The organism is Sphingomonas sp., assembly GCF_965227385.1.
In the GTDB taxonomy this organism is placed as follows: domain Bacteria; phylum Pseudomonadota; class Alphaproteobacteria; order Sphingomonadales; family Sphingomonadaceae; genus Sphingomonas.
Genome location: NZ_OZ245750.1, coordinates 3,583,020 through 3,607,900 on the forward strand (window position 1 = coordinate 3,583,020; position 24,881 = coordinate 3,607,900).

General features: G+C 66.8%; 24 protein-coding genes and 2 tRNA genes. 15 read left to right on the forward strand and 11 right to left on the reverse strand.

Annotated elements, in window-relative coordinates; genetic code table 11:
* Position 1 precedes the first annotated feature (1 nt).
* Positions 2-463 carry a vgr related protein gene (locus ACO05N_RS17555; RefSeq protein WP_422058276.1) on the reverse strand — a complete coding sequence of 154 codons (462 nt, stop codon included), beginning with the start codon at positions 461-463 and terminating at the stop codon, positions 2-4.
* 48 nt (positions 464-511) lie between these two features.
* Between ACO05N_RS17555 and ACO05N_RS17560 the strand changes: the two genes are divergently transcribed.
* The 4 genes from ACO05N_RS17560 to ACO05N_RS17575 all read left to right on the forward strand — a co-directional run bounded on the left by ACO05N_RS17560 (position 512) and on the right by ACO05N_RS17575 (position 4,621).
* A complete protein-coding gene (locus ACO05N_RS17560; protein WP_422058277.1) occupies positions 512-1,042 on the forward strand; it encodes an rRNA large subunit pseudouridine synthase E in 531 nt (176 codons plus the stop codon).
* Between the two features lie 92 nt (positions 1,043-1,134).
* Entirely contained in the window at positions 1,135-2,283 is a 1,149-nt protein-coding gene (locus ACO05N_RS17565; protein WP_422058278.1) for a PepSY-associated TM helix domain-containing protein, read from the forward strand.
* Positions 2,280-2,471, forward strand: a complete 192-nt coding sequence (locus tag ACO05N_RS17570) for a hypothetical protein (RefSeq protein ID WP_422058279.1) — start codon at positions 2,280-2,282, stop codon at positions 2,469-2,471. Before ACO05N_RS17565 ends, ACO05N_RS17570 begins: the two co-directional genes overlap by 4 nt.
* 23 nt (positions 2,472-2,494) lie before the next feature.
* Positions 2,495-4,621, forward strand: a complete 2,127-nt coding sequence (locus ACO05N_RS17575; protein WP_422058280.1) for a TonB-dependent receptor — start codon at positions 2,495-2,497, stop codon at positions 4,619-4,621.
* A gap of 30 nt (positions 4,622-4,651) precedes the next feature.
* Here the strand turns inward: ACO05N_RS17575 and ACO05N_RS17580 are convergent, their stop codons facing one another.
* On the reverse strand, positions 4,652-4,846 hold the full coding sequence (locus tag ACO05N_RS17580) for a hypothetical protein (RefSeq protein WP_422058281.1): 195 nt from the start codon (positions 4,844-4,846) through the stop codon (positions 4,652-4,654).
* A gap of 55 nt (positions 4,847-4,901) precedes the next feature.
* Positions 4,902-5,330 (reverse strand): copper chaperone PCu(A)C, encoded by a 429-nt coding sequence (locus ACO05N_RS17585; RefSeq protein WP_422058282.1) that lies wholly within the window; start codon positions 5,328-5,330, stop codon positions 4,902-4,904.
* 176 nt (positions 5,331-5,506) lie between these two features.
* On the opposite strand from ACO05N_RS17585, the gene dnaK reads away from it, so the two are divergent.
* Together dnaK and dnaJ are read left to right on the forward strand one after the other, a co-directional pair.
* The gene (dnaK, locus tag ACO05N_RS17590) at positions 5,507-7,411 is read left to right on the forward strand and encodes a molecular chaperone DnaK (protein WP_066658756.1); all 1,905 of its coding nucleotides are present in this window, start codon (positions 5,507-5,509) and stop codon (positions 7,409-7,411) included.
* A 120-nt stretch (positions 7,412-7,531) separates the two neighbouring features.
* Positions 7,532-8,644, forward strand: coding sequence for a molecular chaperone DnaJ (dnaJ, locus tag ACO05N_RS17595; protein ID WP_422058283.1), 1,113 nt, complete (start codon positions 7,532-7,534; stop codon positions 8,642-8,644).
* A 157-nt stretch (positions 8,645-8,801) separates the two neighbouring features.
* On the opposite strand, the gene ACO05N_RS17600 is transcribed toward dnaJ, so the two are convergent.
* Both ACO05N_RS17600 and ACO05N_RS17605 read right to left on the reverse strand, forming a co-directional pair.
* Positions 8,802-9,545 carry a sulfite exporter TauE/SafE family protein gene (locus tag ACO05N_RS17600; protein WP_422058284.1) on the reverse strand — a complete coding sequence of 248 codons (744 nt, stop codon included), beginning with the start codon at positions 9,543-9,545 and terminating at the stop codon, positions 8,802-8,804.
* 1,008 nt (positions 9,546-10,553) lie between these two features.
* A complete protein-coding gene (locus tag ACO05N_RS17605) occupies positions 10,554-10,985 on the reverse strand; it encodes a cupin domain-containing protein (protein WP_422058285.1) in 432 nt (143 codons plus the stop codon).
* A gap of 93 nt (positions 10,986-11,078) precedes the next feature.
* Here ACO05N_RS17605 and ACO05N_RS17610 point away from each other — a divergent pair, with 93 nt between their 5' ends.
* The 3 genes from ACO05N_RS17610 (at position 11,079) to ACO05N_RS17620 (ending at position 13,095) form a co-directional block, all read left to right on the forward strand.
* A complete protein-coding gene (locus ACO05N_RS17610; protein WP_422058286.1) occupies positions 11,079-11,399 on the forward strand; it encodes a glycine zipper 2TM domain-containing protein in 321 nt (106 codons plus the stop codon).
* Positions 11,400-11,501: 102 nt separating this feature from the next.
* The gene (locus ACO05N_RS17615) at positions 11,502-11,882 is read left to right on the forward strand and encodes a glycine zipper 2TM domain-containing protein (RefSeq protein WP_422058287.1); all 381 of its coding nucleotides are present in this window, start codon (positions 11,502-11,504) and stop codon (positions 11,880-11,882) included.
* A gap of 46 nt (positions 11,883-11,928) precedes the next feature.
* Positions 11,929-13,095: a glycosyltransferase gene (locus ACO05N_RS17620; RefSeq protein ID WP_422058288.1), complete on the forward strand. Its 1,167-nt coding sequence runs from the start codon at positions 11,929-11,931 to the stop codon at positions 13,093-13,095.
* Here the strand turns inward: ACO05N_RS17620 and ACO05N_RS17625 are convergent.
* Complete coding sequence (locus tag ACO05N_RS17625) at positions 13,092-14,219, reverse strand: DUF3089 domain-containing protein (protein WP_422058289.1); 1,128 nt, start codon at positions 14,217-14,219, stop codon at positions 13,092-13,094. The genes ACO05N_RS17620 and ACO05N_RS17625 overlap by 4 nt on opposite strands.
* A gap of 139 nt (positions 14,220-14,358) precedes the next feature.
* Here ACO05N_RS17625 and ACO05N_RS17630 point away from each other — a divergent pair, with 139 nt between their 5' ends.
* Complete coding sequence (locus ACO05N_RS17630) at positions 14,359-15,489, forward strand: tetratricopeptide repeat protein (protein ID WP_422058290.1); 1,131 nt, start codon at positions 14,359-14,361, stop codon at positions 15,487-15,489.
* 12 nt (positions 15,490-15,501) lie between these two features.
* Here ACO05N_RS17630 and ACO05N_RS17635 read toward each other — a convergent pair whose 3' ends face one another.
* Genes ACO05N_RS17635 through yajC form a run of 4 tightly spaced genes read right to left on the reverse strand, consistent with a single transcriptional unit; the run spans position 15,502 to position 18,843 of the window.
* On the reverse strand, positions 15,502-15,864 hold the full coding sequence (locus ACO05N_RS17635) for an MTH938/NDUFAF3 family protein (RefSeq protein ID WP_422058291.1): 363 nt from the start codon (positions 15,862-15,864) through the stop codon (positions 15,502-15,504).
* Entirely contained in the window at positions 15,864-16,841 is a 978-nt protein-coding gene (secF, locus tag ACO05N_RS17640) for a protein translocase subunit SecF (RefSeq protein WP_422058292.1), read from the reverse strand. Before secF ends, ACO05N_RS17635 begins: the two co-directional genes overlap by 1 nt.
* A gap of 12 nt (positions 16,842-16,853) precedes the next feature.
* Positions 16,854-18,497, reverse strand: a complete 1,644-nt coding sequence (gene secD, locus ACO05N_RS17645) for a protein translocase subunit SecD (protein WP_422058293.1) — start codon at positions 18,495-18,497, stop codon at positions 16,854-16,856.
* Positions 18,498-18,501: 4 nt separating this feature from the next.
* Positions 18,502-18,843 (reverse strand): preprotein translocase subunit YajC, encoded by a 342-nt coding sequence (gene yajC / locus ACO05N_RS17650; protein ID WP_422058294.1) that lies wholly within the window; start codon positions 18,841-18,843, stop codon positions 18,502-18,504.
* A gap of 174 nt (positions 18,844-19,017) precedes the next feature.
* Between yajC and ACO05N_RS17655 the strand changes: the two genes are divergently transcribed.
* The 5 genes from ACO05N_RS17655 (at position 19,018) to ACO05N_RS17675 (ending at position 24,478) form a co-directional block, all read left to right on the forward strand.
* Positions 19,018-19,094: transfer RNA gene (locus ACO05N_RS17655), tRNA-Pro, on the forward strand.
* A gap of 115 nt (positions 19,095-19,209) precedes the next feature.
* Entirely contained in the window at positions 19,210-22,785 is a 3,576-nt protein-coding gene (locus tag ACO05N_RS17660) for a CHASE domain-containing protein (RefSeq protein ID WP_422058295.1), read from the forward strand.
* A gap of 74 nt (positions 22,786-22,859) precedes the next feature.
* Positions 22,860-23,480 (forward strand): response regulator transcription factor, encoded by a 621-nt coding sequence (locus ACO05N_RS17665; protein WP_422058296.1) that lies wholly within the window; start codon positions 22,860-22,862, stop codon positions 23,478-23,480.
* 15 nt (positions 23,481-23,495) lie between these two features.
* Complete coding sequence (locus ACO05N_RS17670) at positions 23,496-24,350, forward strand: hypothetical protein (protein ID WP_422058776.1); 855 nt, start codon at positions 23,496-23,498, stop codon at positions 24,348-24,350.
* A gap of 52 nt (positions 24,351-24,402) precedes the next feature.
* Positions 24,403-24,478, forward strand: a tRNA-Thr gene (locus ACO05N_RS17675).
* Between the two features lie 68 nt (positions 24,479-24,546).
* On the opposite strand, the gene ACO05N_RS17680 is transcribed toward ACO05N_RS17675, so the two are convergent.
* Entirely contained in the window at positions 24,547-24,840 is a 294-nt protein-coding gene (locus tag ACO05N_RS17680) for a PqqD family protein (protein WP_422058297.1), read from the reverse strand.
* Positions 24,841-24,881 lie beyond the last annotated feature (41 nt).

Genomic DNA, 24,881 nt, shown 5'->3' on the forward strand with positions numbered 1-24,881 from the left:
GTCAGGCCGGCGTAAAGGGCAGGATGGCGCGAAACACCTCGCGCGACGGCGATCCGGGCACGGGAGCGCCGCGCGCGAGGAGGAAGGCGTGGGCGACGATCTCCGCCTGCTGCTCGATCCCGTAGCGCTCGAGCGTCCAGCCGGGCTTGATCGCGTAATCATAGCGGCAGAACGGATGGCGGCGCAGGGGGAGGAAAATGCCCCGCTGATGCTGCCACACATGCGTCATCTCATGGATGAAATGCGCCTGGAGGCCGAGCGACGCGGTCGAAAAATCCTCCCGATAGGCATGGCCCCCGGGATGGAAATGGATGCAGCCCAGCGGCGCCATCGTCACGTTACGCGGCTGGAAGAAGATCCATTTGCGGTTGGATACCGCGGCGGCGGCATAGTCGATCGCGTCGCCGAAGACGCTGCGGGCGAGCGCGATCTCTCCAGGCGTGAGGGGGCGGCGATGAGTCATCGTGGCTGAGGTGGATTGCAGGAGGGGTTCTGTCTAGACCCCCTCCCCATGCTGATCCTGTTCAACAAGCCGTGGGGCGTGCTGTCGCAATTCACCGATGAGGGCAGCGGGCATCCGACGCTGGCCGATTATATCGACGTGCCGGGGGTGTATCCCGCCGGGCGGCTGGACCGGGACAGCGAGGGGTTGTTGCTGCTGACCGATGACGGGCGGCTGCAGGCGCGGATTGCGGACCCGAAGCACAAGATGCCAAAAACCTATTGGGCGCAGGTCGAGGGGGAGCTGGACGACGCGGCGCTGGCGGCGCTGCGCACGGGCGTGCGGCTGAAGGACGGGATGACGCGCCCGGCGCAGGCCGAGCGGATCGATCCCCCAGCGATCTGGCCGCGCGATCCGCCGGTGCGGTTCCGCAAGACGGTGCCAGATTGCTGGATCGCGCTGACGATTACCGAGGGGCGTAACCGGCAGGTACGGCGGATGACCGCGGCGGTGGGATACCCGACGCTGCGGCTGGTGCGCTGGCGCGTCGGGGAGTGGACGCTGGACGGGGTTGCGCCGGGGACGTGGCGGAGCGTGTAGCGATTGCAAATGCGAATGCCTCGCATTGACTGCCCCGGTGAAGCGAGGTAGGCGCGCGGCGTAACGTTATTTGCCGAGGAAAGCCGCACGCCGTGTCCCGCTCGACGATCAAGGCCTGGTTCCTGATCCATAAGTGGTCGAGCATCGTGTGCACTGCATTCCTGCTGATGCTGTGCGTCACCGGGCTGCCGCTGATCTTCCACGACGAGATCGAGGCGCTGACCGAGCATGATGCGGCGGCGGCGATGCAGGGCATGCCGTCGGCACAGGGCGGCGTGCCGCTCGACACGCTGATCGCCAAGGCGGTGGCCGAGGGCGGCGGCGGGGTGCCGCTATTCGTCGGGTTCAGCCATGACAATCCGATCCTGACCGTCACGACCGGGCCGAGCCCGGATGCGCCGGAAGCGCAGATGCGGCTGTTCTCCTACAACCGCACCACGGGCGCGAGCGCGGGCGAGATCCGCGAGGAAGGCGTGATGCACTTCCTGCTGAAGCTGCATACCGACATGTTCCTGGGGCTGCCGGGGATGTTGTTCCTTGGCGTGATGGGGACGCTGTTCGTGCTCGCGATCCTTTCCGGCGGCGTCCTCTATGTCCCGTTCATGCGGCGGTTGCGGTTCGGAACGCTGCGCAGGACGCGGAGCAAGCGGGTGCGCCGGCTCGATACGCATAATTTGCTGGGCGTGGTGACGCTGGGCTGGGCGCTGGTGGTCGGGGTGACGGGCGTGATCAACGCCTTTGCCGATCCGCTGACCGCGAGCTGGCGCGAAGGGCAGCTCAAGGAGATGGTCGCGGCGCATGGCGGCGACCGGCCGGTCGCGCCCGCCGACTACGCATCGGTCGATGCCGCGATGGCGGCGGCGCAGGCGGCGCTGCCGGGCGTGTCACCACAGTTCATCGGCTTTCCCGGCGGCGGGTGGAGCAGCGGGCGGCACTATGCGATCTTCTTTCAAGGCGACACGCCGCTGACCAGCCATGTGCTGACCCCGGCTTTGGTCGATGCCGAGACGGCGAAGCTGGCCGACACCGCGACGATGCCGGCGCTGAGCCAGGCGCTGATGCTGTCCAAGCCGCTGCACTTTGGCGATTATGGCGGGATCGCGCTCAAGATCCTGTGGGCGATGCTGACGCTGGCGACGATCTGGGTGCTGTGGAGCGGGCTGCAGCTATGGCTGGGCAAGGGCGCGCGCGGCACAGAGCGCGCGGTCGACGAGATCGTCCATGCCGGAGCGGCATCGTGAATGCGTCGCGCCGCATCGGTCCGCAGCGCGCGGCCAGCGTCCTCGCCGTCCCCGCCATGTTGCTCGTCGCGAGCCTCGCTGGGCTGATCCTTGGTCTCACCGGCGATGGCTGGCGCGATGCGGCCGCGTCGCTGCTGCTCGCCCTTCCTGTCCTGATTTTCCTGCGCAGCTGGCTGCGCCGTTCCTGAACCCTAGACAATTGGATAGACAAATGAAGCGCCTGATCCTTGCCACTGTGTCGCTCGCCGCGATCGCCACCCCTGCCCTGGCGCAGGATGACGAGGTCGTCATCCAGGCCCAGCGCGAGAATGCGAGTGCGGTGACCAGCGAAGGCGATCTGGGCGCGCTGGGCACCAAGAAGGCCGAGGACGTGCCGTTCACGGTGCGGTCGTATAATGAGGCGCTGATCCTCAACCAGCAGCCACTGACGCTGGGCGCGCTGCTGGAGAATGATCCGACGATCCGCACCACCTATGGCTTTGGCAATGCGTCGGAGCAGTTCGTGATCCGCGGCTTCCAGCTGTTCGGCGACGATGTCGGCCTGAACGGCCTGTACGGGATTGCGCCGCGCCAGCTGGTCGCGCCCGAATTGTTCGAGAGCGTGCAGGTGCTGAACGGCGCATCAGCATTCCTGAACGGCGCGGCGCCGGGCGGGTCGGGGATCGGCGGCAGCGTCAACCTGCAGCTGAAGCGCGCCGGGCGCGACCTCACCCGCGTCACCGCCAGCTATATCGGCGACCAGCATTTCGGCGGCAGCTTCGACGTTGCGCGCCGCTTTGGCGACGGGTCGTTCGGGGTGCGGGTCAACGGCGCGTTCCGCAGCGGTGACGTGGCGGTCGAGGGCGAGTTCCGCCGCACCGCCGTGCTGGGCGCGGCGTTCGACTGGCGCGGCGAGCGGGTGCGCGCGTCGCTGGACCTGGGCTATCAGCGGGTCGAGGTGGACGGGCTGCGCCCCAAGGTGACGGTCGGCACCACCGTCGTCCCGCGCGTGCCGGAAGCAGACGCCAACTATGCCCAGCCCTGGACCTATACCGACATGCGCGACGTGTTCGGCGTGGCGCGGATCGAATATGACGTGGCCGACAATGCGATGTTCTATGCCAGCGCCGGTGCGCGCGACGGCATGGAAGAGGGCATTTATGGCGGGATCACCATCCAGAACGCCACCACCGGCGCGGCGAATGGCAATGCGCTGTACGTGCCCCGGACCGACAATAACGAGGCGATCGAGGCCGGGCTGCGCGTCAAGCTGGGTCAGGCGGTGACGCATGAGTTCAACCTGGGCGGCAACATCGCGTGGCAGGTGAACCGCAATGCGTTCGACTTCCTCTATGGCCCCGGGTTCGCGGGGTTTGCGACCAATCTGTACAGTCCGACGCTTGCGGCGATCCCCGCCTCCACCCTGGTCGGCGGCGATCTGGACGATCCCTTCCCCATCAGCCGCACCCGGTTGTGGAGCGTCTATGCGTCCGACACGCTTGGCCTGTTTGACAACCGCCTGTTGGTGACCGGCGGCCTCCGGCTCCAGTCGATCCGCGTCAAGGCGTATAATGCCTATAATGGCGGGCTGCTCGACACCACCTACGACGAAAGCGCAGTGACCCCGGTGGTTGGCGTGGTGGTGAAGCCGGTTGCCGGCGTGTCGCTGTTTGCCAACCGGATCGAGGGGCTGCAGCAGGGCCCGACCGCGCCGATCGACCCGCTGCTGGTCAATTCGGGCGCGGTGCTCGCGCCGACCAAGTCGGTGCAATATGAGGTCGGCGGCAAGGTGCGCATCGGCGGGTTCGATGCCAGCCTGGCGGTGTTCCAGATCGACCTGCCGACCGCTTATGCGGTGCCGACCGGCACCGGCACCAGCCAGGTCTATGGCCTGTTCGGCAAGCAGCGCAATCGCGGGATCGAACTGAGCTTCGCCGGTGAGGTTGCGCCCGGGCTGCGCCTGATCGGTGGCGGCACGGTGGTCGACGCGAAGCTGCGCGAGACGCTGGGCGGCGCGAACGAGGGCAATCGCGCGCAGGGCGTGCCGGAATATACCGCGAACCTGAACGCCGAATGGGACATGGCGTTCGTTCCCGGCCTGACGCTGACCGGGCGTGTGGTGCATACCGGGCCGCAGGCGGTCAACATCGCCAACACGCTGGAGCTGGACGACTGGACCCGGGTCGATGTCGGCGCGCGCTATGTCTTTGCGGCGGGCGACAAGCCGCTAACGTTGCGGGTCGGAGTCGATAACGTCGCCAATGCGCGGTACTGGGCATCGGCCTATGACGCGTTCAACCAGTCGCTGTTGCAGGGTGCGCCGCGTACGGTGCGCGCGTCGCTTTCGGTCGATTTTTGAGTTTCCAATCCTCCCCCGCAAGGGGGAGGATCACCGCGCCAAATTCACCGGACCCGGCACGCCGGATTCGTTGCCGACGGCCTCGCCGCGCTCGGTTTGACGCAGGTGGCTCAAGTTCATGCCGACAAAGATCACCGCGACGATGGCGATGATCACAAGCGGAAGCAGCCACAGGATGCGGCGCTGGCGCGGGCCGGGGGGCGGTGCGGGATCTTCGAGGGACATGGCGGTTCAACGCGGCGGGGACGCCATCGCTCCCGCGCCGCCGCCCGCCCCAGTCTTACTTTTCCTGGCCCGGCGCGCGCAGTTCGGCCTCGACCTCGACCGTCTTGCCATTGGCGAAGGCGAGGCGCAGCGGGATCTTGCCGCCCGCCCGCAGTTCGGGGGACAGGTCATAGAGCATGACATGCTTCCCACCCGGCTCGAACTTGATGGTGGCGCCGGCGGGGATCGCGACGTCCTTGAGCGGGGACATCGTCATCATGCCGCCTTCATGCTTCATTTCGTGCAGTTCGGTGCGCACGGCGGCGGGCGAGGAAACCGCGAGCAGGCTGGTTGCGTCCGCCCCGCCCTTCACCGTGAAATAGGCTGCGCCCGGACGGCTCGACACCGCGGGCAGGCGGACCCATGCGTCCTCCACGCCGAGCTGCGCCTGTTCGCATCCGGCCAGTGCCACCGCCGCCGCCATTACCGCCACCAGAGACCGCATATTCGAAACTCCTTCTCCCGATTCGGGAACCTTCGGGAAATTCCTAAGAGCGCCATGGTCTTGCGACAAGGCGCGCCGCGCCTATATCCCGCCTAGTGATGGCCGCGTTGCCGCTTTAGGGGCGCGGTAACGCACTGGTTTAACATGATTTAGCAGACGGGGGCCTTAGAGGACTCATGGGTAAAGTTATCGGAATCGATCTCGGCACGACCAACAGCTGCGTGGCAGTGATGGAGGGCGGCAAGCCCAAGGTGATCGAGAATGCAGAGGGCGCGCGCACGACGCCGTCCATCGTCGCGTTTGCCAAGGACGGCGAGCGACTGATCGGCCAGCCGGCCAAGCGCCAGGCGGTCACGAACCCCGACAACACCGTCTTCGCGGTGAAGCGCCTGATCGGCCGCCGCTATGACGATCCCATCACCAAGAAGGACACCGAGCTGGTCCCCTACACGATCGTGAAGGGTTCGAACGGCGACGCATGGGTCAAGGCGGGTGGCGAGGATTATTCGCCGTCGCAGATCTCGGCCTTCATCCTGCAGAAGATGAAGGAAACCGCCGAAAGCTATCTCGGCGAGACCGTGACGCAGGCGGTGATCACCGTCCCGGCTTACTTCAACGACGCGCAGCGCCAGGCGACCAAGGACGCCGGCAAGATCGCGGGCCTCGAAGTGCTGCGCATCATCAACGAGCCGACCGCGGCGGCGCTGGCCTATGGCCTCGACAAGGACAACAACAAAACCATCGCGGTCTATGACCTTGGCGGCGGTACGTTCGACATCTCGATCCTCGAGATCGGCGATGGCGTGTTCGAGGTGAAGGCGACCAATGGCGACACCTTCCTGGGCGGCGAGGATTTCGATTCCAAGCTGGTCCAGTATTTCGCCGACGAGTTCAAGAAGGTCGAAGGCATCGACCTGACCAAGGACAAGCTGGCGCTGCAGCGTCTGAAGGAAGCGGCCGAGAAGGCGAAGATCGAGCTGTCGTCGGCCCAGACGACCGAGGTCAACCTGCCCTTCATCACCGCCGATCAGAACGGCCCGAAGCACCTCGTCAAGACGCTGTCGCGCGCGGAGCTGGAGCGGCTGGTCGACGATCTGATCACCCGCACTCTCGACCCGTGCCGCAAGGCGATGGCGGATGCCGGCGTCAAGTCGGCGCAGATCGACGAAGTGGTGCTGGTCGGTGGCATGACCCGCATGCCCAAGGTGCGCCAGGTCGTGAAGGAGTTCTTTGGCAAGGAGCCGCACACCGGCGTCAACCCCGATGAGGTGGTGGCGATCGGCGCGGCGATCCAGGCCGGCGTGCTGCAGGGCGACGTCAAGGACGTGCTGCTGCTCGATGTGACCCCGCTGTCGCTGGGCATCGAGACGCTGGGCGGCGTGTTCACCCGCATGATCGACCGCAACACCACGATCCCGACCAAGAAGAGCCAGGTCTATTCGACTGCCGATGACAATCAGCAGGCGGTGACGATCCGCGTCTTCCAGGGCGAGCGCGAAATGGCGGCGGACAACAAGATGCTGGGTCAGTTCGACCTGGTCGGCATCCCCCCTGCCCCGCGCGGCGTGCCGCAGATCGAGGTCACGTTCGACATCGACGCCAACGGCATCGTCAACGTGTCGGCCAAGGACAAGGGCACCGGCAAGGAGCAGCAGATCCGCATCCAGGCGAGCGGCGGCCTGTCGGACAGCGACATCGACCAGATGGTGCGCGACGCCGAGAAGTTCGCCGAGGAGGACAAGGCGCGCCGCGCCGCCGCCGAGGCGAAGAACAATGCGGAATCGCTGATCCACACCACCGAACGCCAGCTCGCCGAAAATGGCGACAAGGTCGACGAGGCGCTGAAGGGCGAGATCCAGTCGGCGATCGACGCGGCCAAGGCGGCGGTCGAGAGCGGCAACGCCGATCAGATGAACGAAAAGAGCCAGGCCCTCGCGCAGGTCGCGATGAAGCTGGGTCAGGCGATCTACGAGAAGCAGCAGCAGTCCGAGGCGTCGCCCTCGGCCGATGCGGCTGCGGAGAAGCCGGCGGACGACGTGGTCGACGCCGAATTCTCCGAGGTGGACGACAACAAGGCGTAATCAGATGATCCGAAACCGTCACCCCAGCGCAAGCTGGGGTCTCCGGCCTCAGGCAAGCAGCCTGTGACGCGAGATGCCAGCTTTCGCTGGCATGACGGCTTTTGGGCGGGGGCCGAGTGAATGACCACCCAGGTAGATTATTACGAACTGCTCGGTGTTGCGCGCGATGCAGACGATGCGACGATCAAATCGGCGTTTCGCAAGCTGGCGATCCAGTGCCATCCCGACAAGCATGGCGGGTGCAAGGAGCACGAAGCCAAGTTCAAGGCGATCAACGAAGCCTATGATTGCCTGAAGGACCCGCAAAAGCGCGCGGCCTATGACCGGTTCGGCCATGCCGGACCGCAGGGCATGGGCGGCGGCGGCGGGCAGGGTTTCGACGCCTTTTCCGACATTTTTGAGTCGATGTTCGGCGAGTTCATGGGCGGACGCGGCGGCGGCGGACAGCGCCAGGCGCGCGGCGCGGACCTGCGCTACGACATGGAAATCAGCCTGGAAGATGCCTTTCACGGCAAGGCGACCGACATCACCATCGACGTGTCCGGCCCGTGCGAGCCGTGCGGCGGCACCGGTGCTGCGCCGGGGACGATGGCGAAGCGCTGTGGCACCTGTGCCGGGCATGGCAAGGTGCGCGCGCAGCAGGGATTTTTCGTGGTCGAGCGGACCTGTCCGTCGTGCCATGGCGCGGGCCAGACCATTGCCGATCCGTGCCGCACCTGTCGCGGCGACGGGCGCGTCGACAAGACGGTGACGCTGGCGGTCAACATCCCGCCGGGCGTCGACGAAGGCACGCGCATCCGCATGGCGGGTCAAGGCGAGGCCGGTGCGCGCGGTGCGCCTCCGGGCGACCTCTACATCTTCCTGCACGTCAAGCCGCACGCGATCTTCGAGCGCGAGGGCACGACCCTGTTCGCGCGCGCGCCGATCAGCTTCACGACCGCGGCGCTGGGCGGGGAGATCGAGATTCCCGGCCCCGATGGCGAGGTGCACAAGATCCACCTGCATCCCGGCACACAGAGCGGACGCGAGGTGCGCCAGCGCGGCGCGGGCATGCCCGTGCTGCAGGGACGCGGTCGCGGCGACCTGGTCGTGCGGATCGAGGTCGAGATCCCGACCAAGCTGTCGGGCGAACAGCGCGCGCTGCTGGAACAGTTCCGCGCGCTGGAAACGGGCGAGGAATGCCCGATCTCGACCGGGTTCTTCGACAAGCTGAAGAAGGCGGTGGGGGGCTGAGGCTTTCCATCGATAAGTTGCTGCCGCTAATCTCACGCGTCACCCCGGCCTTGTGCCGGGGCCCACTTCGCGGCGCGCGCGGAACGTGAAGCTCTAGCGCTGGATGTGCGGCACGGTGGACCCCGGCACAAGGCCGGGGTGACTACGTGGGGCCAGCTCAATAGACCCCGAACAGCTTCGCGCTGGCGACCAGCAGGACGAGGCCAAGGGCGCGCAGGATCCACTTTTGCGGTAGCTTGATGCCGAGCGTGGTGCCGACCACTGCGCCCGCGAGCACCGCGACCGCATAGAGCGGGAGTTCGGGCGGCAGGCTGCCGACCGAGGCAAGGTTTCCGGCGAGGCCGGCGGCGGAGTTGGCGAGGATGAACACCGCCACGACGCCCGACGCCGGCTTGGGCGCGGACCAGGCGAGGAACAGCAGCAGCGGCGAAAGGAAGATACCGCCGCCGGTGCCCGTGAGGCCGGCGAGCAGGCCAAGGCCGATCCCGGCGAGGATCGCGAGCCACAGCGGGGGATCGTGCCACTCCCGCTCGGCCTTCAATTCGCGTGGCCACAGCATGCGGGCGGCGGAGAAAAGCAGGACCGCGCCCATCGCCGGACGGTAGAGTTCGGGGGGGACGTGGATCATACCGCCGACGAACGCGGCGGGAATCGCGCCGACCAGGAACGGCCAGAGCGTGCGCCAGCGGAATAGTCCGGCGCCGGCGTAGCGGATCGATCCCAGGGTCGCGACGATCAGGTTGAGGACCAGCGCGGTCGGCCGCATCGTCGCGACCGGCACGCTGAACAACGCCATCAGCGCGATATAGGACGACGCGCCACCGTGGCCGACGGTGGAATAGAGCAGCGCGCCGAGGAACATGCAGGCGGCGAGCGCGAGGTGCAGGGAGTCGACGGCCATCGCACCGAAGGTTTAGCTACTCGTTGGATCACGTCCACACTCTTCTGGTCACCCCGGACTTGTTCCGGGGTCCACCGGGAGACGGGCTCGGAGCAAGACGCTGGAGCGCCGGATGTGCGGAGAAGTGGACCCCGGCACGGGGGCCGGGGTGACGATGAAGTTGGGGCGTCGCCCTCTCCCACAAGCGGAATCATGGGGAAGAGGAGTGGCGCGGCCCGCGTTTCCTCGAAACCAAAAGAGGGCCGACGTTTCCGCCAGCCCTCCGGTGTCGCCATCCGCTCGCTTGCCCATCCGGGAGACGGGCGCGCCGCGGCGGCGGCAGGCAGTGTTCCGCTTCCGGCAAGGGACTGCGGAACCCTGCGCTCCAGCGGTCGCGATGCGCCCGCTGGGCGGTCACCGGGACGGGGGCGGTTCCGAAGAGCCGCGTTCCCGCCTCGATGTCCTTGCGATCCCTTTCCGCCTTGCGGCGCTCCGGCATCGCGGTCCGGTCATCGATCGACACCATCCCCGAAGGGTCGTTTCGTTCGATCACCTCGCGTCGGTTCCGTTGCCCTAAGGCTTCCGGTTCCGTCGCGGCTGTGGCTACATCGTCCCGGCCTTGCCCGAAGGCGCCGCCCGTCCGGTGCAACCCGCTCCACCCGGTCCGAAGACGGGCTTTGCGTCCATGGCTTCCGGTTTGGCCCGCTGCCCGAAGGCACCGGCCCCTGCCCGTCCGCCTGTCATCCCCGGCACGAAGCCCTGGGATGCCATTGGACGCCTGTCCGTTCCGTTCGCGCAAAGCCGATGCGAACATCGCCTTCACGGTTTCCCGGGGTGGCGTCCCCGTCCCGATCATGCGGTTTCCCGAAGGCACCTGCATGGTTCAGACCGTGACAAACATTTGATTTCGCTTTGGTTTCCCGCTGCGGCCTCATCTGCCTGCCCGATGATGCTGTCACGGTTTTCGAGTCGGGCGAAGTAGCGATCGACGGTTACGATCTGTGGATAACGTGAATCACGGGAAGCAATTCAGCAGGTCGGGGACCAGGCAGGCGGAGCGAGTTCAAACCCGGCAAAGTCGAACCCGGGGACAACGATGCAGCTGACCAGCGCCCAGCCGCGATGCGCATCCGCCGCCTGCCAGCGACTGGTCGGGACGCGCGCCTGCGGCTGGTAGCCGCCGAGCACGTCGCCGCCAAGCGCGATCGTCACCGGATTGGCATCGGCCGCGTCGGCAATCATCAGATCGAGCGGCGACCCGGCGTGCCACAACCACAGTTCATCGGCATCGACACGGTGCCAATGTGACTTCTGACCCTGCTCCAGCAGAAACAGGATCGCCGTTCCCGGCGACCGCGCGCTGGGGTCAAGTGCTTGAGAACGCCATGTTTCCTTGTACCAGCCCCCCTCCGGATGGGGGGTGAGGCCGAGGCGGTCGATGAGGGATCTGGCTTCCTGCATGGGGCATGAACTGCCCGAAATGTGACGTTCATGAAACCCCGGCCAGAAGCCCGGCGTTCTATTCCGAGAGTTCAGGAAGATGGAGTAATTGATATGCGTAACCTGATGCTGGCGCTGGGCGCCGCTTCGCTGGCCGTCCCCGCGACGGCGATGCTGCCGCTGACGTCGAGCGACGCGCAGGCGCATTCGAAGAAGAAGCGCTATAGCTATCGCGAGTGGAACGGCCGTGACGGCCGCCGCTATTGCCGCAAGCCCGATGGCACGACCGGATTGGTGATCGGCGGCGTCGCCGGCGCGCTGGTCGGTCGGACGATCGATACCCGAGGCGACCGCACGGTTGGCACGCTGCTGGGCGCTGCTGCAGGCGCAGTGGCGGGTCGTGAGATTGAGCGCAGCGGCAAGCGTTGCCGATAACATCGGCCCATCAGTCGAAATGATGCGGGGCGCGGGATATTTCCGCGCCCCGTTTCGTTGGCACAACATCGGCGGGGGGCATCGTGGACAGGGAGATGCCCAATGAATTTTTCACTTCGCACCGGCATGATCGCGCTGAGCGCAGGCGCCATGGCGCTGACCGGTGCCTGCAGCCAATATGGCTATGATCGCCCGGGCTATGCCGGTGCCAGCGACTGGGATGCTGCCCGCTATTATCGCGACGGCAGCTATGAAGAGCGGCGGCTGAGCCGTGGCGACAATGTCTATGTCGGCCGCGACGGGCGTTATTATTGCCGCCGTAGCGACGGAAGTGCCGGGCTGATCGTCGGCGGAATCGCCGGCGGCGTGCTCGGCAACATCATTGCTCCGGGCGGGTCGAAGACGCTGGGCACGATCATCGGTGCCGCCGGTGGCGCGGCGATCGGCTCTGCAGTCGACAAGGGTGAAGTGCGCTGCCGCTGATCGCGGTTTCGCAACGTTAACGCAAAGGGTGTAGTGCGTCGGAGCAATGCTCCGCGTGCTCACTCTGTCGTCGCTCTTTCCCGATGCCTCGCGGCCCAATTTCGGCGTTTTCGTCGAGCGGCAGACGCTGGGCCTGGCGGCGCATCCCGGTGTCGCATTGAAGCTGGTGGCCCCGCTTGGGCTGCCGCCCTGGCCGCTATCCCGCATGGGGCATTATGCGGCGCTGGCCGTCCTCCCCCGGCACGAGACGTGGAAGGGCGTCGAGACATGGCGTCCGCGCTTTGCCAATCTGCCGGGGACCGGCGGACGATTCCATGCCGCCATGCTGGCGACACGGATCAAGCCGCTGTTGCGCGCGATCCGGCGCGATTTCCCGTTCGATGTGATCGATGCGAGCTTCTTTTTTCCCGATGGCGTCGCTGCGGTCGCGCTGGGCCGCTCCTTTGGCGTGCCGGTTTCGATCAAGGCGCGCGGAGCCGATATCCATCATTGGGGACGCGCACCGGCAACCGCCGCCCAGGTCCTGGACGCCGGGCGGCGTGCCGACGGGCTGCTGGCAGTCGCGGCATCGATGCGCGATGACATGGTGGCACTGGGCATGGATGGCGCGAAGATCCGCGTGCATCGCACCGGTGTGGATCTCGACCGTTTTGCACCGCGCGACCGGGCAGCGGCCAAAGCGGCGCTGGATGTCCACGGTCCGCTGGTCGCCAGTGTCGGCGCGCTGATCCCGCGCAAGGGGCATGAGATCGTGATCGAGGCGGTCGCGGCGCTGCCCGGCGTGCGGCTGATGATCGCGGGAGAAGGGCCGGAGCGGCCGAAGCTGGCGGCGCAGATCGCGCGGCTGGGTGTCGGCGACCGGGTGACGCTGCTGGGCAGCGTGGCGCATGGCGAACTGCCGGGATTGCTGGCGGCGGCGGACGTCATGGCGCTGGCGTCGTCGTCCGAGGGCCTGGCCAATGCGTGGGTCGAGGCGCTGGCGAGCGGGACGCCGGTGGTGATCCCCGACGCCGGCGGCGCGCGCGAACTGGTGACCGCACCGGCCCATGGGCGGATCGTGGCAAGGACCGCGGCGGCCTTTGCCGAAGCCATCGGCGCGCTGCTCGCCGCCCCGCCCCCGCCCGATGCGGTGCGCGCGGGCGCGGCGGGGTTTACCTGGGAGGCGAACCGCGACGCGCTCTACGCGCATCTTGCGGGGCTGGTCGGGCGCTAGCGCTGCTTCTTCGCCCACGCCGCGTATTGCGTCTCCGCGAGCTTTACCAGATCGCCCATCGCCAGGTTCATGTCGATCAGGTGCAGGCCCCAATCGTCGAGCCGCTGCGGGCCGACCATCACGTCGCCGGGGATCGTGTCGGTACGCGCATCAGAAGGGTCGGCGTTGAGCGTCGCTTCGAAATAGCTCGCGCCGTCCTTGACCACGCACGCGCCGGAGATCAGGCCGGGCAGCTTGACGAAGTTGGTCGTGACTGGTGGCCCGTCCTTGCTCCAGACAAAGGCGGAGGCGGTGCCGAGCAGCGAGCCGGTCGGCAGATAGGCGTCTAGCGGCGCGCTGCCGCCGCCGAGCGCCGCCGGATTGGTGCAGGCGACCTGCATCCCCGGCGTGGTCGAGCGGGCGAAGCGCGACCTGGCGGGCGGCGGCACGGTCGCGCGGAAGCTGACATAGGTGACGACGCAGCCGATATCGGTCGCGCTGGCGCAGGTCGGGATCGTCTTGAGCGTGCCGGTGCGCTGGCCCGACGCGACGTCGAGATTGAAGCCGATCGGCATCGCCGAGATGATCGGCTTCATCGCAGCCGGCTTCCCGTCGAATTCGCGTTCGAGCAGCTGGGACAGCATCCGCGCGCCCTGGCTATGGCCGATCAGGATGACGCCGCGACCCTGATTGTCGTGCTTCATATAGTCGTCGAACGCGGCCTGGACGTCGCGATAGCCGAGCACGGGATCGGCGCCCGACGTCTGCCCCGCCATCACCGCCTGCAGCGCCTTGAGCGTTACCTGACGGTACATTGGTGCATAGACGCGGCACACGCTGCGGAAACGGGCGGCCTGAATCATCGCGACACGGCGCTCGGCAGCATCGATGCTGAGGTCGCTATTCGGGGTCTGATCGGTCGAGACGGTGGGATAGACGTAGAAGCAATCGAACTTCGGGTTTGCTGACGCAGTGAATTTCTCGATCGTCCGCGATCCGTCGGGTGCGACAACCGTCGCGTCGAGATTGACGGTGCAGCTATCCTCGCGACCCGGTCGGCACAACCAATTGGCCATATCGCGATAGTCTGCGGGCGCGGGTGCGGCGGTTTGCGCGGCGGCGAGCGCAATGGCGGCAGTCAGCATGATCCTCTCCCCTCTTTGTGCGAGGATATGCATGAGTTCGAGCGCAATTGGAAGATCGGGTATGGGAACCATCGCGCGCACGACCGCGCTGTCAGCAACTGTCGGTTGCGCGTCAGCCCGTGGCGCGCAAGGTTGGCGCATGGCGCTCGCCCCTGCCCTCGCCCTGTTATTGCTCAGTCAGGCGGCGCCGCCCGACCCTGCGCGCGTGCTCGAGGATGCCGGTCGGTACCGCGAGGCTGAACCGATCCTGCGGCGCGCGGTCAGCGACGCTGGGGGCAAGCCGAGCGATGCGCTGGCCGATGCGGCGGAGCGATTGGCGGACAATCTGGCGAAGCAGGCGCGTCCGCGTGAGGCGGAGCCGCTCTACCGGCGTGCGTTCGAAATCCGGCTGGCGCGGCATGGCACGGCGCATCCAGTGGTTGCGCGCAGCCTGAGCCAGTTGGCGGGCCTTGCGGCAGATGCCGGACGGCTGGACGAGGCGGAGGCGCTGTCGGCAAGCGCCGTGACGATCCTGACCGCTGCCGGCCCGGACGCGCGGCTCAACCTTGCGCGTGCGCAGGGCAACCGCGCCGGCATCCTCGCGGCGATGGGGCGCCACGAGGACGGCTATGCGCTGTATCGCGAGGCGGCGGCGACGCTGCAGCGGCTGGGGCCGACGGCGGAGGCCGAATTTGCCGTCGCGCTGAACAATCTGGGCTCTCATCTGGTGCGCATGGCGGGCGCGACCAGCGTGCAGGCGGGGTTTCGGCGCAGCTTTACCCTGCGCCAGGCTGTGCTGTCGCCGCTCCCGCCGGTCAGCGCCCCGGCCACAGGCGGCACGGAGCCAGTCGACGCGACGTTGCGCCGTCGGTTGCTGTTCGATGCGGCGATGGCGCTGCGCATGGCGCTGAGCGTTCGCGTGAAGTTGCTCGGCGAGATGCACCCGGACACGGCCAATAGCCTCAACGGGCTGGCGGCGGCGGAGCGGGCGCTGGGGCGGCGGGCGGAGGCAGAGGCCCTGTATCGCCGCGCGCTCGCCATCAAGCTGGCAATGCTGCCCAGCGGCGACCGCGATCGCGTGATCGGCGCATGGAGTCTCGCCAGCGTCATTGCGGAAGATGGCGCGCGTACCGGTGAAGCGCGGACATTGTATCGCGCGGCGGCTGGCGAAGCGCTGACCGCTCAGGGGTGGCATGCGGACTATGACCGCGCGGCGAGCACCGAATTGCGCAGTTTCGCCCCGATCTTCACCGGACAGATCCGTACCGCCTGGACGCTCGCCAACCCTTAGTCGAGCGGCCTCTTAGTCGAGCGGATAGAGCGCTGCGGCGACGCCGCGCAGTTCGGCGCGCAGCACGCCCCACAGGCGCGCGGCGGCGCGACTGTCCATCGGTTCGATCCCGAACGGCAACACTGCCTCCAGCGCGCGCGGCGGGCGGCGCAGGATGGTGCCCGTGCCGAGAATCAGAAACTCCGGCAGCGGGTTCATCGCCAGCAATGGCGCGAGATCGTCGGCAGTCAGCGCGTCGAGCGGCGGCGGCGACCAGCCATCGGCACGGGTCGGGGTCAGCAACAGCCCTTCATACACGCCATCGTCGACGCGGAACCCGCGCCCGCTGAACCCCGAGACGACCGGCCCCTCGATCCGGGTCCGGTCGACCCGCATCAGGGCATGTCCTTGAAGTCGATCGACGCAGTGCGCTCCGCGCCCTTCGGCCCCGCGACTTCCTTGGGCAGGAAGCTGTCGGGCTTGAGCCGCAGCCACAGCAGGATCGCCGCCGAGACATAGACCGACGAGAAGGTGCCGATGACGATGCCGAGCAGCATCGCGGCGGTGAAGCCGAAAATGACTTCCGGACCGAGCACGAGCAGCACGGTAAGCACGATGCCGATCGAGAGCGAGGTCACGACGGTGCGCGAGAGCGTTTCGTTGATCGACAGATCGAGCAGCTCCCCCATCTCCATCTTGCGGTATTTGCGCATATTCTCGCGAATGCGGTCATAGACGACGATGGTGTCGTTCAGCGAGTAGCCGATGATCGTGAGAATCGCCGCGACGATGTTGAGGTCGAACTCAAGCTGGGTCAGCGCGAAAAAGCCGAGCGTCAGCGCGACGTCGTGGAACAGCGCAAACAGTGCGCCGACACCGAACTGCCATTCGAAGCGGAACCACACATAGAGCGCGATGGCGATCATCGCGAGCGTCAGGCTGATCGCGCCGTTGCGGAACAGCTCTTCCGACACCTTGCCCGACACGCTCTGCGCGCCTTCGACCTGGGCGCCGGGATAGCCCTGCTGGATCGTCGCGCGGATCGCCGAAGCCGCCTTGTTCGCGGCTTCCTCGCCACCCTCGGGCAGCGGGGTACGGACCGAATATTCGTTCGTCGAGCCGCTGCGCTGGATCGTCGCCTCGCCATAGCCGAGTCCTTCGACCCGCTGGCGCAGAGTTTCGACATCGACCGGCTGGCTGAATGTCACGCGGGTCTGCTGCCCCCCGACGAAATCGATGCCGAGGTTGAACCCCTTGACGAAGCACAGCACGATCGAGCCGATGATCAGCAACAATGACAGCGCCATCGCCACGTTCCGCCATTTGAGGAACGGGATGTTGGTGTTGTCGGGAACAAGCTTGAGAGGGCGCATATCTGGGCGGCCTTAAATATTGATCGTCTTGGGACGGTTGCGCTTCAGATAATCGGCAACGAGCAGACGCGTGAAGGTGACGCCGGTGAACACCGAGGTGACGATGCCGATGGCAAGCACGACCGCGAACCCGCGGATCGGGCCGGTGCCGAACAGGAACATGATCGCCGCCGAGATGACGTTCGTGATGTTGGCGTCGAAGATCGCGCGGCTTGCCTCCTTGTAGCCGAATTCGACCGAGGCGATCGCGGCGCGGCCACGGATGCGCTGCTCCTCACGGATGCGTTCGTTGATCAGCACGTTGGCGTCGACCGCGGCACCGATGGTCAGCACGAACCCGGCGATGCCCGGCAAGGTCAGCGTTGCGCCGAAGAACGCCATGACGCCCAGCACCATGACCGCGTTCACCAACAGCGCGGCCGCGGTGTAGACCCCGAAGCGCAGATAGGTGAACAGCATGAAGGCGATCAGCGCGAGCGTGCCGACGATGCCGGCGAGGATGCCCTTTTCGATCGATTCCTGACCGAGCTCGGCCGAAACCGTGCGCTCCTCGACCACCTTGAGCGCAACCGGCAGCTTGCCCGAGCGCAGTGCGATGGCAAGTTCGTTGGCGCTTTCGACGGTGAACCCGCCCGAAATCTGGCCGCGACCGCCGAGGATCGGTTCGTTGATGTTGGGGGCGGAGATGACCTGGCCGTCGACGATGATCGCGAACGGCTTGCCGGTATTGGTCTGGGTCGCCTGCGCAAAGCGACGGCCGCCCTGCGTATCGAAGGTGAAGCCGACCACGACGCGCTGATCCTGGTCGAACTCCTGCTTGGCATCGATAAGCTGATCGCCGCCGACGATGATCTGGCGCTTGAGCGCGATCTTGGCGACGTCGCCCTCCCTGGTCGGATAGGCGACATAGGGCAATCCGCCCGGTGCGGTCGGATAGGCGGCGATTTCGCTGCCGATCGGCGGGCGCCCGGCGGCAATCTCAGCCGGATTGGCGGTGGTATCGACAAGCTTGAACTCAAGCCGCGCGGTCTTGCCGATCGTACGCTTCAGCGCCTCGGGATCCTTGACCCCCGGCACTTCGACGAGGATGCGGTTGCGGCCCTGCAGAATGATCGTCGGTTCGAGCGTGCCAAGCGCGTTGATGCGCCGGTCAACGACCTCGCGCGCGTCGGCCATCGCCTGCGTCACCGCCTGATCAAGCCCGGCACCGGTCTGGCTGACGATGAAGCGGGTGCCGTCGCGCACCTCGATCGTCCATTCGCGCTGGCCGGACATGCCAACGCCGCTGCCGGTCAGCTGAAGCAGGCGTTCGCGCGCGGCATCGACCTGCGCCACGTTGCGCACCATGAAGCTGATGCGGTCGTCGCGGGTCGAAATGTCGCCGATGTCGATCCGCGGATCCTGCCGACGGAACTCGGTCTCGATCTCGTCGCGCTTGGCCGCGAGGCGGGTGCGGGCGAGATCGTCTACATCCGCTTCGAGCAGGATGGAGCTGCCGCCGGCGAGATCGAGGCCGAGGTTGATCGACGGCTGCGGGATCCAGGACGGCCAGCGTTCCCGCGCGCTTTCGGGCACGAAGCTGGGGATCGCCAGCAACAGGCAGACCGCGATGCTGAGCCAGACCGCCCACACCTTCCACTTGGGAAAATCGAGCATGGCGTCAGTCGTTCGCGGGTTTGCCGCCGAGCGGCTGAACCTCGACGATGGTGGCCTTGACCACCTTGACCTTCACGGTCGGCGCGATTTCGACATTGGCGTATACGTCGTCGACCGACACCACCTTGCCGACCAGGCCGCCCGCAGTCACGACCGTATCGTTCTTCTTCATCGACGCGATCGACGCCTGCAGCGTCTTCATCCGCTTTTGCTGCGGGCGAATCATCAGGAAGTAGAAGGCGACGAAGATGAGGACGAGCGGGGCGATCGACAGGAACGACGCTGCGCCGCTAGACGGAGCCGCCGCGCTGCCCGCGGCCTGTGCAAATGCTGGGGTGATGATCATGGGGTTCCCGGGGCCAGTAGGTTGGGCCTGAATGGTGGGGAGCGATGCTCCCCGGTTCAAGCGGCGCGAGCTACCACTTGTGTTGCGCGGGTGCAACTGTCGCCCGATCGGGGCACCCCCAACCGAACCCCCTTGCATCCCCGGCGACAGCCGCCTAGAGGGCCTGCCTTCGGTCGGGGCGTAGCGCAGCCTGGTAGCGCATCACACTGGGGGTGTGGGGGTCGCAGGTTCGAATCCTGTCGCCCCGACCAAATTTCCATCACGGTTCGAAAACTTCAGCGCGCAACCGGTGCGGGCGCGACGCGCGGTCCGCAACCGGGTAACGCGACGGATGCATTGGTCGCGCGACTTGCTATAGACTGCGTTGTGGAGCCCGCGCGCGACGTCCCTTCTGCTGACCAATGGCTGTCCGACGATCGGGCGGGCGCGGCACCCCTGTCGCCGATCGCGCGCGTTCGGGTCGCGCTGATCCTGATCCTGACGTTCGTCGCAAGCGGATGGGTGGCGCGGCAGCTCGCGGTTCCGCCGGACAATGTCACCATGTTGTGGCTGCCGTCCGGCGTGGCGGTCGGGGCGGTGCTGCTGTACGGGCGCTGGCTGCTTCCGGCGGTGTTTCTGGCTTCGCTGTTGCTCAACACGATCCTGGGCATGTCGGTGGGGTCGGGGATGCTGCGCGCGGGCGGTCTGGCGGTCTGGACTGCGTTCGGTGCGACGCTTCAGGCCCTGACCGCCGATGTCCTGCTGCGCCGCCGCTTCGGCGGTCATATCGAACTGACCCGCGCACGGCATGTCGCCGCAGCGATCGGGTTGGGAATATTGATCCCCGCGCTGGTATCCGCGTCGATCGGACACCTCGCGCTGATGGCGCTGCGCGACGTTCCGATCGAGCGCGTGCCGGGCAGCCTGGCGACCTGGGCGCTGGGCGACATCCTCGGCATCCTGACGGTCGCCCCCTTTGCGACGATCGGCCGACATCGGCGCTTTCAGGCGCTGTGGCGTGGCGCGACGATCCGCGGCTTGTTCGGCTATATCGCGCTGGGATGCGGCCTGGGTCTGGCGCTGACCATGTTCGCGTGGATCAACGTGCGCGAGCGGGTATATGGCAGCAGCCGTGCCAGCTTTGCGATGCTGACTGCGGAAAACGAGCAGGCGCTGCACGAGCGACTGAACCGCGCCGCGCAAAGCCTGGACGCTGCATCCGCGCTGTTCACCGCCGGCGAGCGGGTGACGTGGAGCGAATGGGTCGCCTTTGCCAAGGTGATCGACATCGAGCGCAGCAACCGCGGCGTTCGCGACATCGGGTTCATCCGCCGCGTTCCCCGCGCGGAGGTAGCCACATTCCAGGCCGCCGCCCGGAGCAACGGGCTGGCGATCGATCGCATCGAGCGCGCCCCGGCGGAGGGCGACCATTATGTCGTCACCTATATCTATCCACTTGAGCGCAACCGCTTCGTTCTGGGCATGGACATCACGTTCGATGCCAAACGGCGCGAGGCGGCCGATCAGGCCCGCGACAGCGGGGCGGCGGTGGTGACCCGCCCGCTTGAATTCGTTCAGTATCGTGGGCCCGGCACCGGCTTCACGATCCTGCGGCCGGTCTATGCGGCGACCGAACCACCCCGCACCGTCGCAGAGCGCCGTCGCACGCTGATCGGATGGGTCTATCATCCGTTTACCGCCCAGCGCTTCTTCAGCGGTCTGTCGCCAAACCAGGGCGACGATTTCGAGCTGTCGATCCGCGCGCGCGATCAGGCGAACAACTGGGTGACGGTGTACGATACCCGATCCGGCGAGCCCGGCGCGATGCATCAGCCGGCCTTCGTCACGTCGCGACAGATCAAGGTCGCGGGCCGTGTCTGGTCGCTCGAATGGCGCAGCACCGCCGCGTTCGAAGAGCGCACCCGCAGCAAAGAGCCGCTGCTGGTCCTGCTCACCGGCCTGACCATCAACCTAGCCCTGGCCGCCGTGCTGGCGGTGGTAGCGCGACGCGAGGCGGTGGTAACGCGCGAGGTGGAGCGCGCCACGGCCGAACTGTCGGAGGCGAACCGCCTGTTGCTGATGACCGAGGCGACAACGCATGTCGGCCATTGGCGATACGACATCGCCGCCGGCACCTTGCTCTGGTCGGACGAAGTCTATCGCATCCATGGCCGCGACCCGGCCCGACCGATCACGCGGGACGAAGCGCTCGCCTATCTTCACACCGAGGACCGCGACCAGACCTGGCAGGCGATGCTGGCGGCGGTACGCGACCACCACCCGTTCAACCTCCGCGTGCGGATCACCCGGGACGATGATGGCGAGACGCGCTACCTGTCCTATCTCGGCCGCACCGAACAGCGCCCGGATGGCAAGCCCAGCGCACTGTTCGGCGTGATCCAGGACGTCACCAATGAAACGCGGGTGCGCGAGCAGCTGCTGAAAGCGCGCGACGCAGCGCAGCACGAGGCGCGAGCGCGCGGCACGTTCCTGGCCAATCTCAGCCATGAAATCCGCACGCCGATGAACGGCGTGATCGGCTTTGCCGAATTGCTGCTCGAATCGAAGCTCGCCACCGAACAGCGCAACTATGCCCAGATCATTATCGAATCCGGGACGAACATGATGGCGCTGCTCAACGATGTGCTCGATCTGTCGAAGATCGAGGCCGGACATCTGGAGCTCGCCGACGAACCCGTGGTGCTCGAGGAACTGGCCAATTCGGCGATCCGCATGCTGATGCCCAGCGTGCGCCGCCGCGACGTGTGGCTGGAGGTCCAGATCGATCCCCGGCTCCCGCCGGTGGTGCGCGGCGACAAGCTGCGGCTGCGCCAGGTTCTGCTCAACCTGCTCGGCAATGCGGTCAAGTTCACCGAACAGGGGTTCGTGCGGCTGCAGATCAATCGGGTCGGCGAGCAAATGCGGTTTGCCGTCGTCGATTCCGGCCCCGGTATCCCCGCCGACCGCGTGAACGACATCTTCCAGTCTTTCGTCCAGCTCAATCCACTGACGCGTGCCGCCGGGTCGGGGACCGGGCTTGGCCTGACCATTTCCAGCTCGCTCGTGCGGCTCATGGGCGGAAGCCTGAAAGTGCAAAGCCGGGTGGATGAAGGCAGCAACTTTCACTTCACCCTGCCCTGCATTCCCGCCGCCCTGGCGGAGGGGTCCGCGCCGCCCGACCAGCCGCAGGTAGGCAGCGCGGACGATGAAGCGGCGCCGACAGCGATCCGGGTGCTGCTGGCCGAAGACAACGAGATCAACCAGGCGCTGATCCGCGCCACGGGCGCGCGCCTTGGCCTGAAGCTTGACGTGGTCGGCAACGGTGCAGAGGCGGTAGCGCGGGCCGAAACGGCGGCGCGCGATGACATACCGTATGACTTGGTCCTGATGGATATCCAGATGCCCGTTCTGGACGGCATCGGCGCCACGCGGCGGTTGCGCAGCATGGGGTTCGACGCCGAGCTGCTGCCGATCGTCGCGCTGTCGGCGAACGTCTATCAAAGCGACATCGACGCCTGTTTCGCGGCCGGGATGCAGGCGCATCTGGCCAAGCCGGTGCGGCGCGAGGCACTGGAGGCCGCGATCGCCACCTGGGCGCGCCGGCGTCCCGGTGCCACGCCGGTGCGATCGGTGCCAACGACGCCGCCCCACGCCACCGCCACCGCCACCGAGCCGACCCCGCCCTCGCTGGCGGCGCGCTATGCCGAACGCCGCGCGGCGCTGGCCGAAACGCTCCGCAGATTCGACTCGATCGCGGCCGACGACGCGCAGACGATCGCCGCGCTGCTGTCCGATATCCACAAGCTGGCCGGCACCGCCGGGCATTTCGGGGATACCCGACTGGGTGAAAAGGCGCGCGAAACCGAACGGGGGATGATCGATGCGTTACCCGACGAACGCATGATTCTTGCACAAGCGCTGCTGGCGATGATCGAAACAAGTTCCCACAATGCTTCAAGTTGAGTAGTATCGTTACACGATCATATAGACTTGCGGAGCATTCCGGTTATCAGGCCGGTTCCTGTGCCAAACAGCGAATGAAAATGTCCAGAACCATCCATGTCGTAGACGACGACGATCTTGCCCGCGATGTGATTTCCAGCCTGGTGGCGACATTGCCGGGGGTGTCAGTCAGTACATGGGATTCGGCCGAGCGTTTTCTGGGCGCTGCCCGCGACGGCGCCGCCCCGGGGGTGGTCCTGCTCGACCTGAACATGCCCGGCCTGTCCGGCAATGAGGCGTTGCGCGCGTTCGACCACCGCCGTTTCCCCGCAATTATCGTGTCGGGACAGGGGCAGATCACCTCGGCGGTCGAAGCGCTCAAGCGTGGCGCGATCGATTTCATCGAAAAGCCCTTTACCCTCGAAAAGCTGCTCGGCCCGCTCAAGATCGCGTTCGACCTGCTCGACCGCAATCTGGCTGAGGAACGCCAGTCCGACCGCGACCGCGACCGACTGGAGACGTTGAGCGAGCGCGAGGTCGAGATCCTGGCCCTGCTGGTCGACGGGATGACCAACCGCGAAGTCGCCGAGAAGCTGGGGCTGAGCGTGCGGACGGTCGAATCGCATCGCGCGCGGATCATGCTCAAGCTCGACGTGGCGAGCTTTGCCGAGGCGATTCGGCTGGCGGTGCTCGCGGGGATCGAGACGCCGGGCTGAGCCGGCGCAATCGTGTTGTCGCCCCATCATTTCACCCGCTTTGCCGCCATCGACTGGTCGGGCGCGAAGGGCGTTCGGCATCCCGGCATCGCGGTCGCGCAGTGCGAGCGGGGAGATGCAGCACCGGTGCTGATCCCGACGCCCAACCGGGCGTGGGCGCGACGCGAGGTGCTGGAGTGGGTCTTGCGGCACGCCGACGCGCCGATACTGATCGGGTTCGACTTCAGCTTTTCGGCGCCGTTCATCGCGCGCGGCGCGCATCTGCCCGGGGAGACGCAGGGCGACGATGCCCGCGCGCTATGGGCGCATGTCGATGCCGCGAGCGACGATCCCGACCTGGGAGCGGCGGGGTTCATCGATGCGCGGCGCGGGACGCATTTCTATCTGGGCGCGGCCGACGGGGCGAAGGCGGATTTCCTGCACTGGCGCGCGTGCGAGATCGCGCATGACGGCAGCACCAAGCCATCGACGGTATTCGACGCGATCGGCGCGGCGCAGGTGGCCAAGGCAAGCTTTGCGGGGATGCGGCTGCTCCACCAGCTGAATGGGCGGGTGCCGGTGTGGCCGTTCGACCCCCTGCCCGACCGCGGTGCGTGTATCGTCGAGATCTACACCGCCATCGCCGCGCGCGCGGCCGGTGCGCGGAAGGGACGATCCAAGCTGCGCGACGCGGCATCGCTGGACGCCGCGCTGGCGGCGCTCGGGTCGCAGCCGCATGCGCCGATCGCACGCTACAGCGACCATGCGACCGACGCGCTGCTGACGGCCGCATGGCTGCGACGGGCGGCGGACGCGCCCGCGCTCTGGGCTCCCGCGGCGATGACCGACGCAATTGCGCGCACGGAGGGCTGGACGTTCGGGATCGGTTGACGCAAAGGGGCTGCATCCAGATGCGGGCGACGGACAAGCGCCAGCCCGCCGCGCCGGTTTAGCTCAGCTGGTAGAGCAGCGGTTTTGTAAACCGAAGGTCGCGGGTTCGATTCCTGCAACCGGCACCACCCGAACCCCGACGCTGCGACTGGCCCAAGGGCAAAGCCTGCCCGGTCTGAACTACGGATGTTTGCTGCTACGCCTGGCGCTCGATCATCTGGTGCGCTTCCAGATAGTTGAGGAAGGCCAAGGTATCCGCTTCGACCGTTTCCGGCGGTGCCCGATAGGCATCGGCGAGTTCTGCGCACAGGTCGCGGACCCGCATGGGCGTGGCGAGCCGGTCCCAAATCGCACGGCTGGTCACCTTCAACGCGTAATATGTACCGGTTTCCATGCTCATGAGGACGGTTTCGTCGCCGACACTGGCGTCGAGCACGGCGCCGCTGCGCACCACCACCGTCTCCAGATCGATCATGATTTTGCTACCCATTTCGTTTGCGGTCCTCCTATATGGCGGTCGCGCGGCGGTGA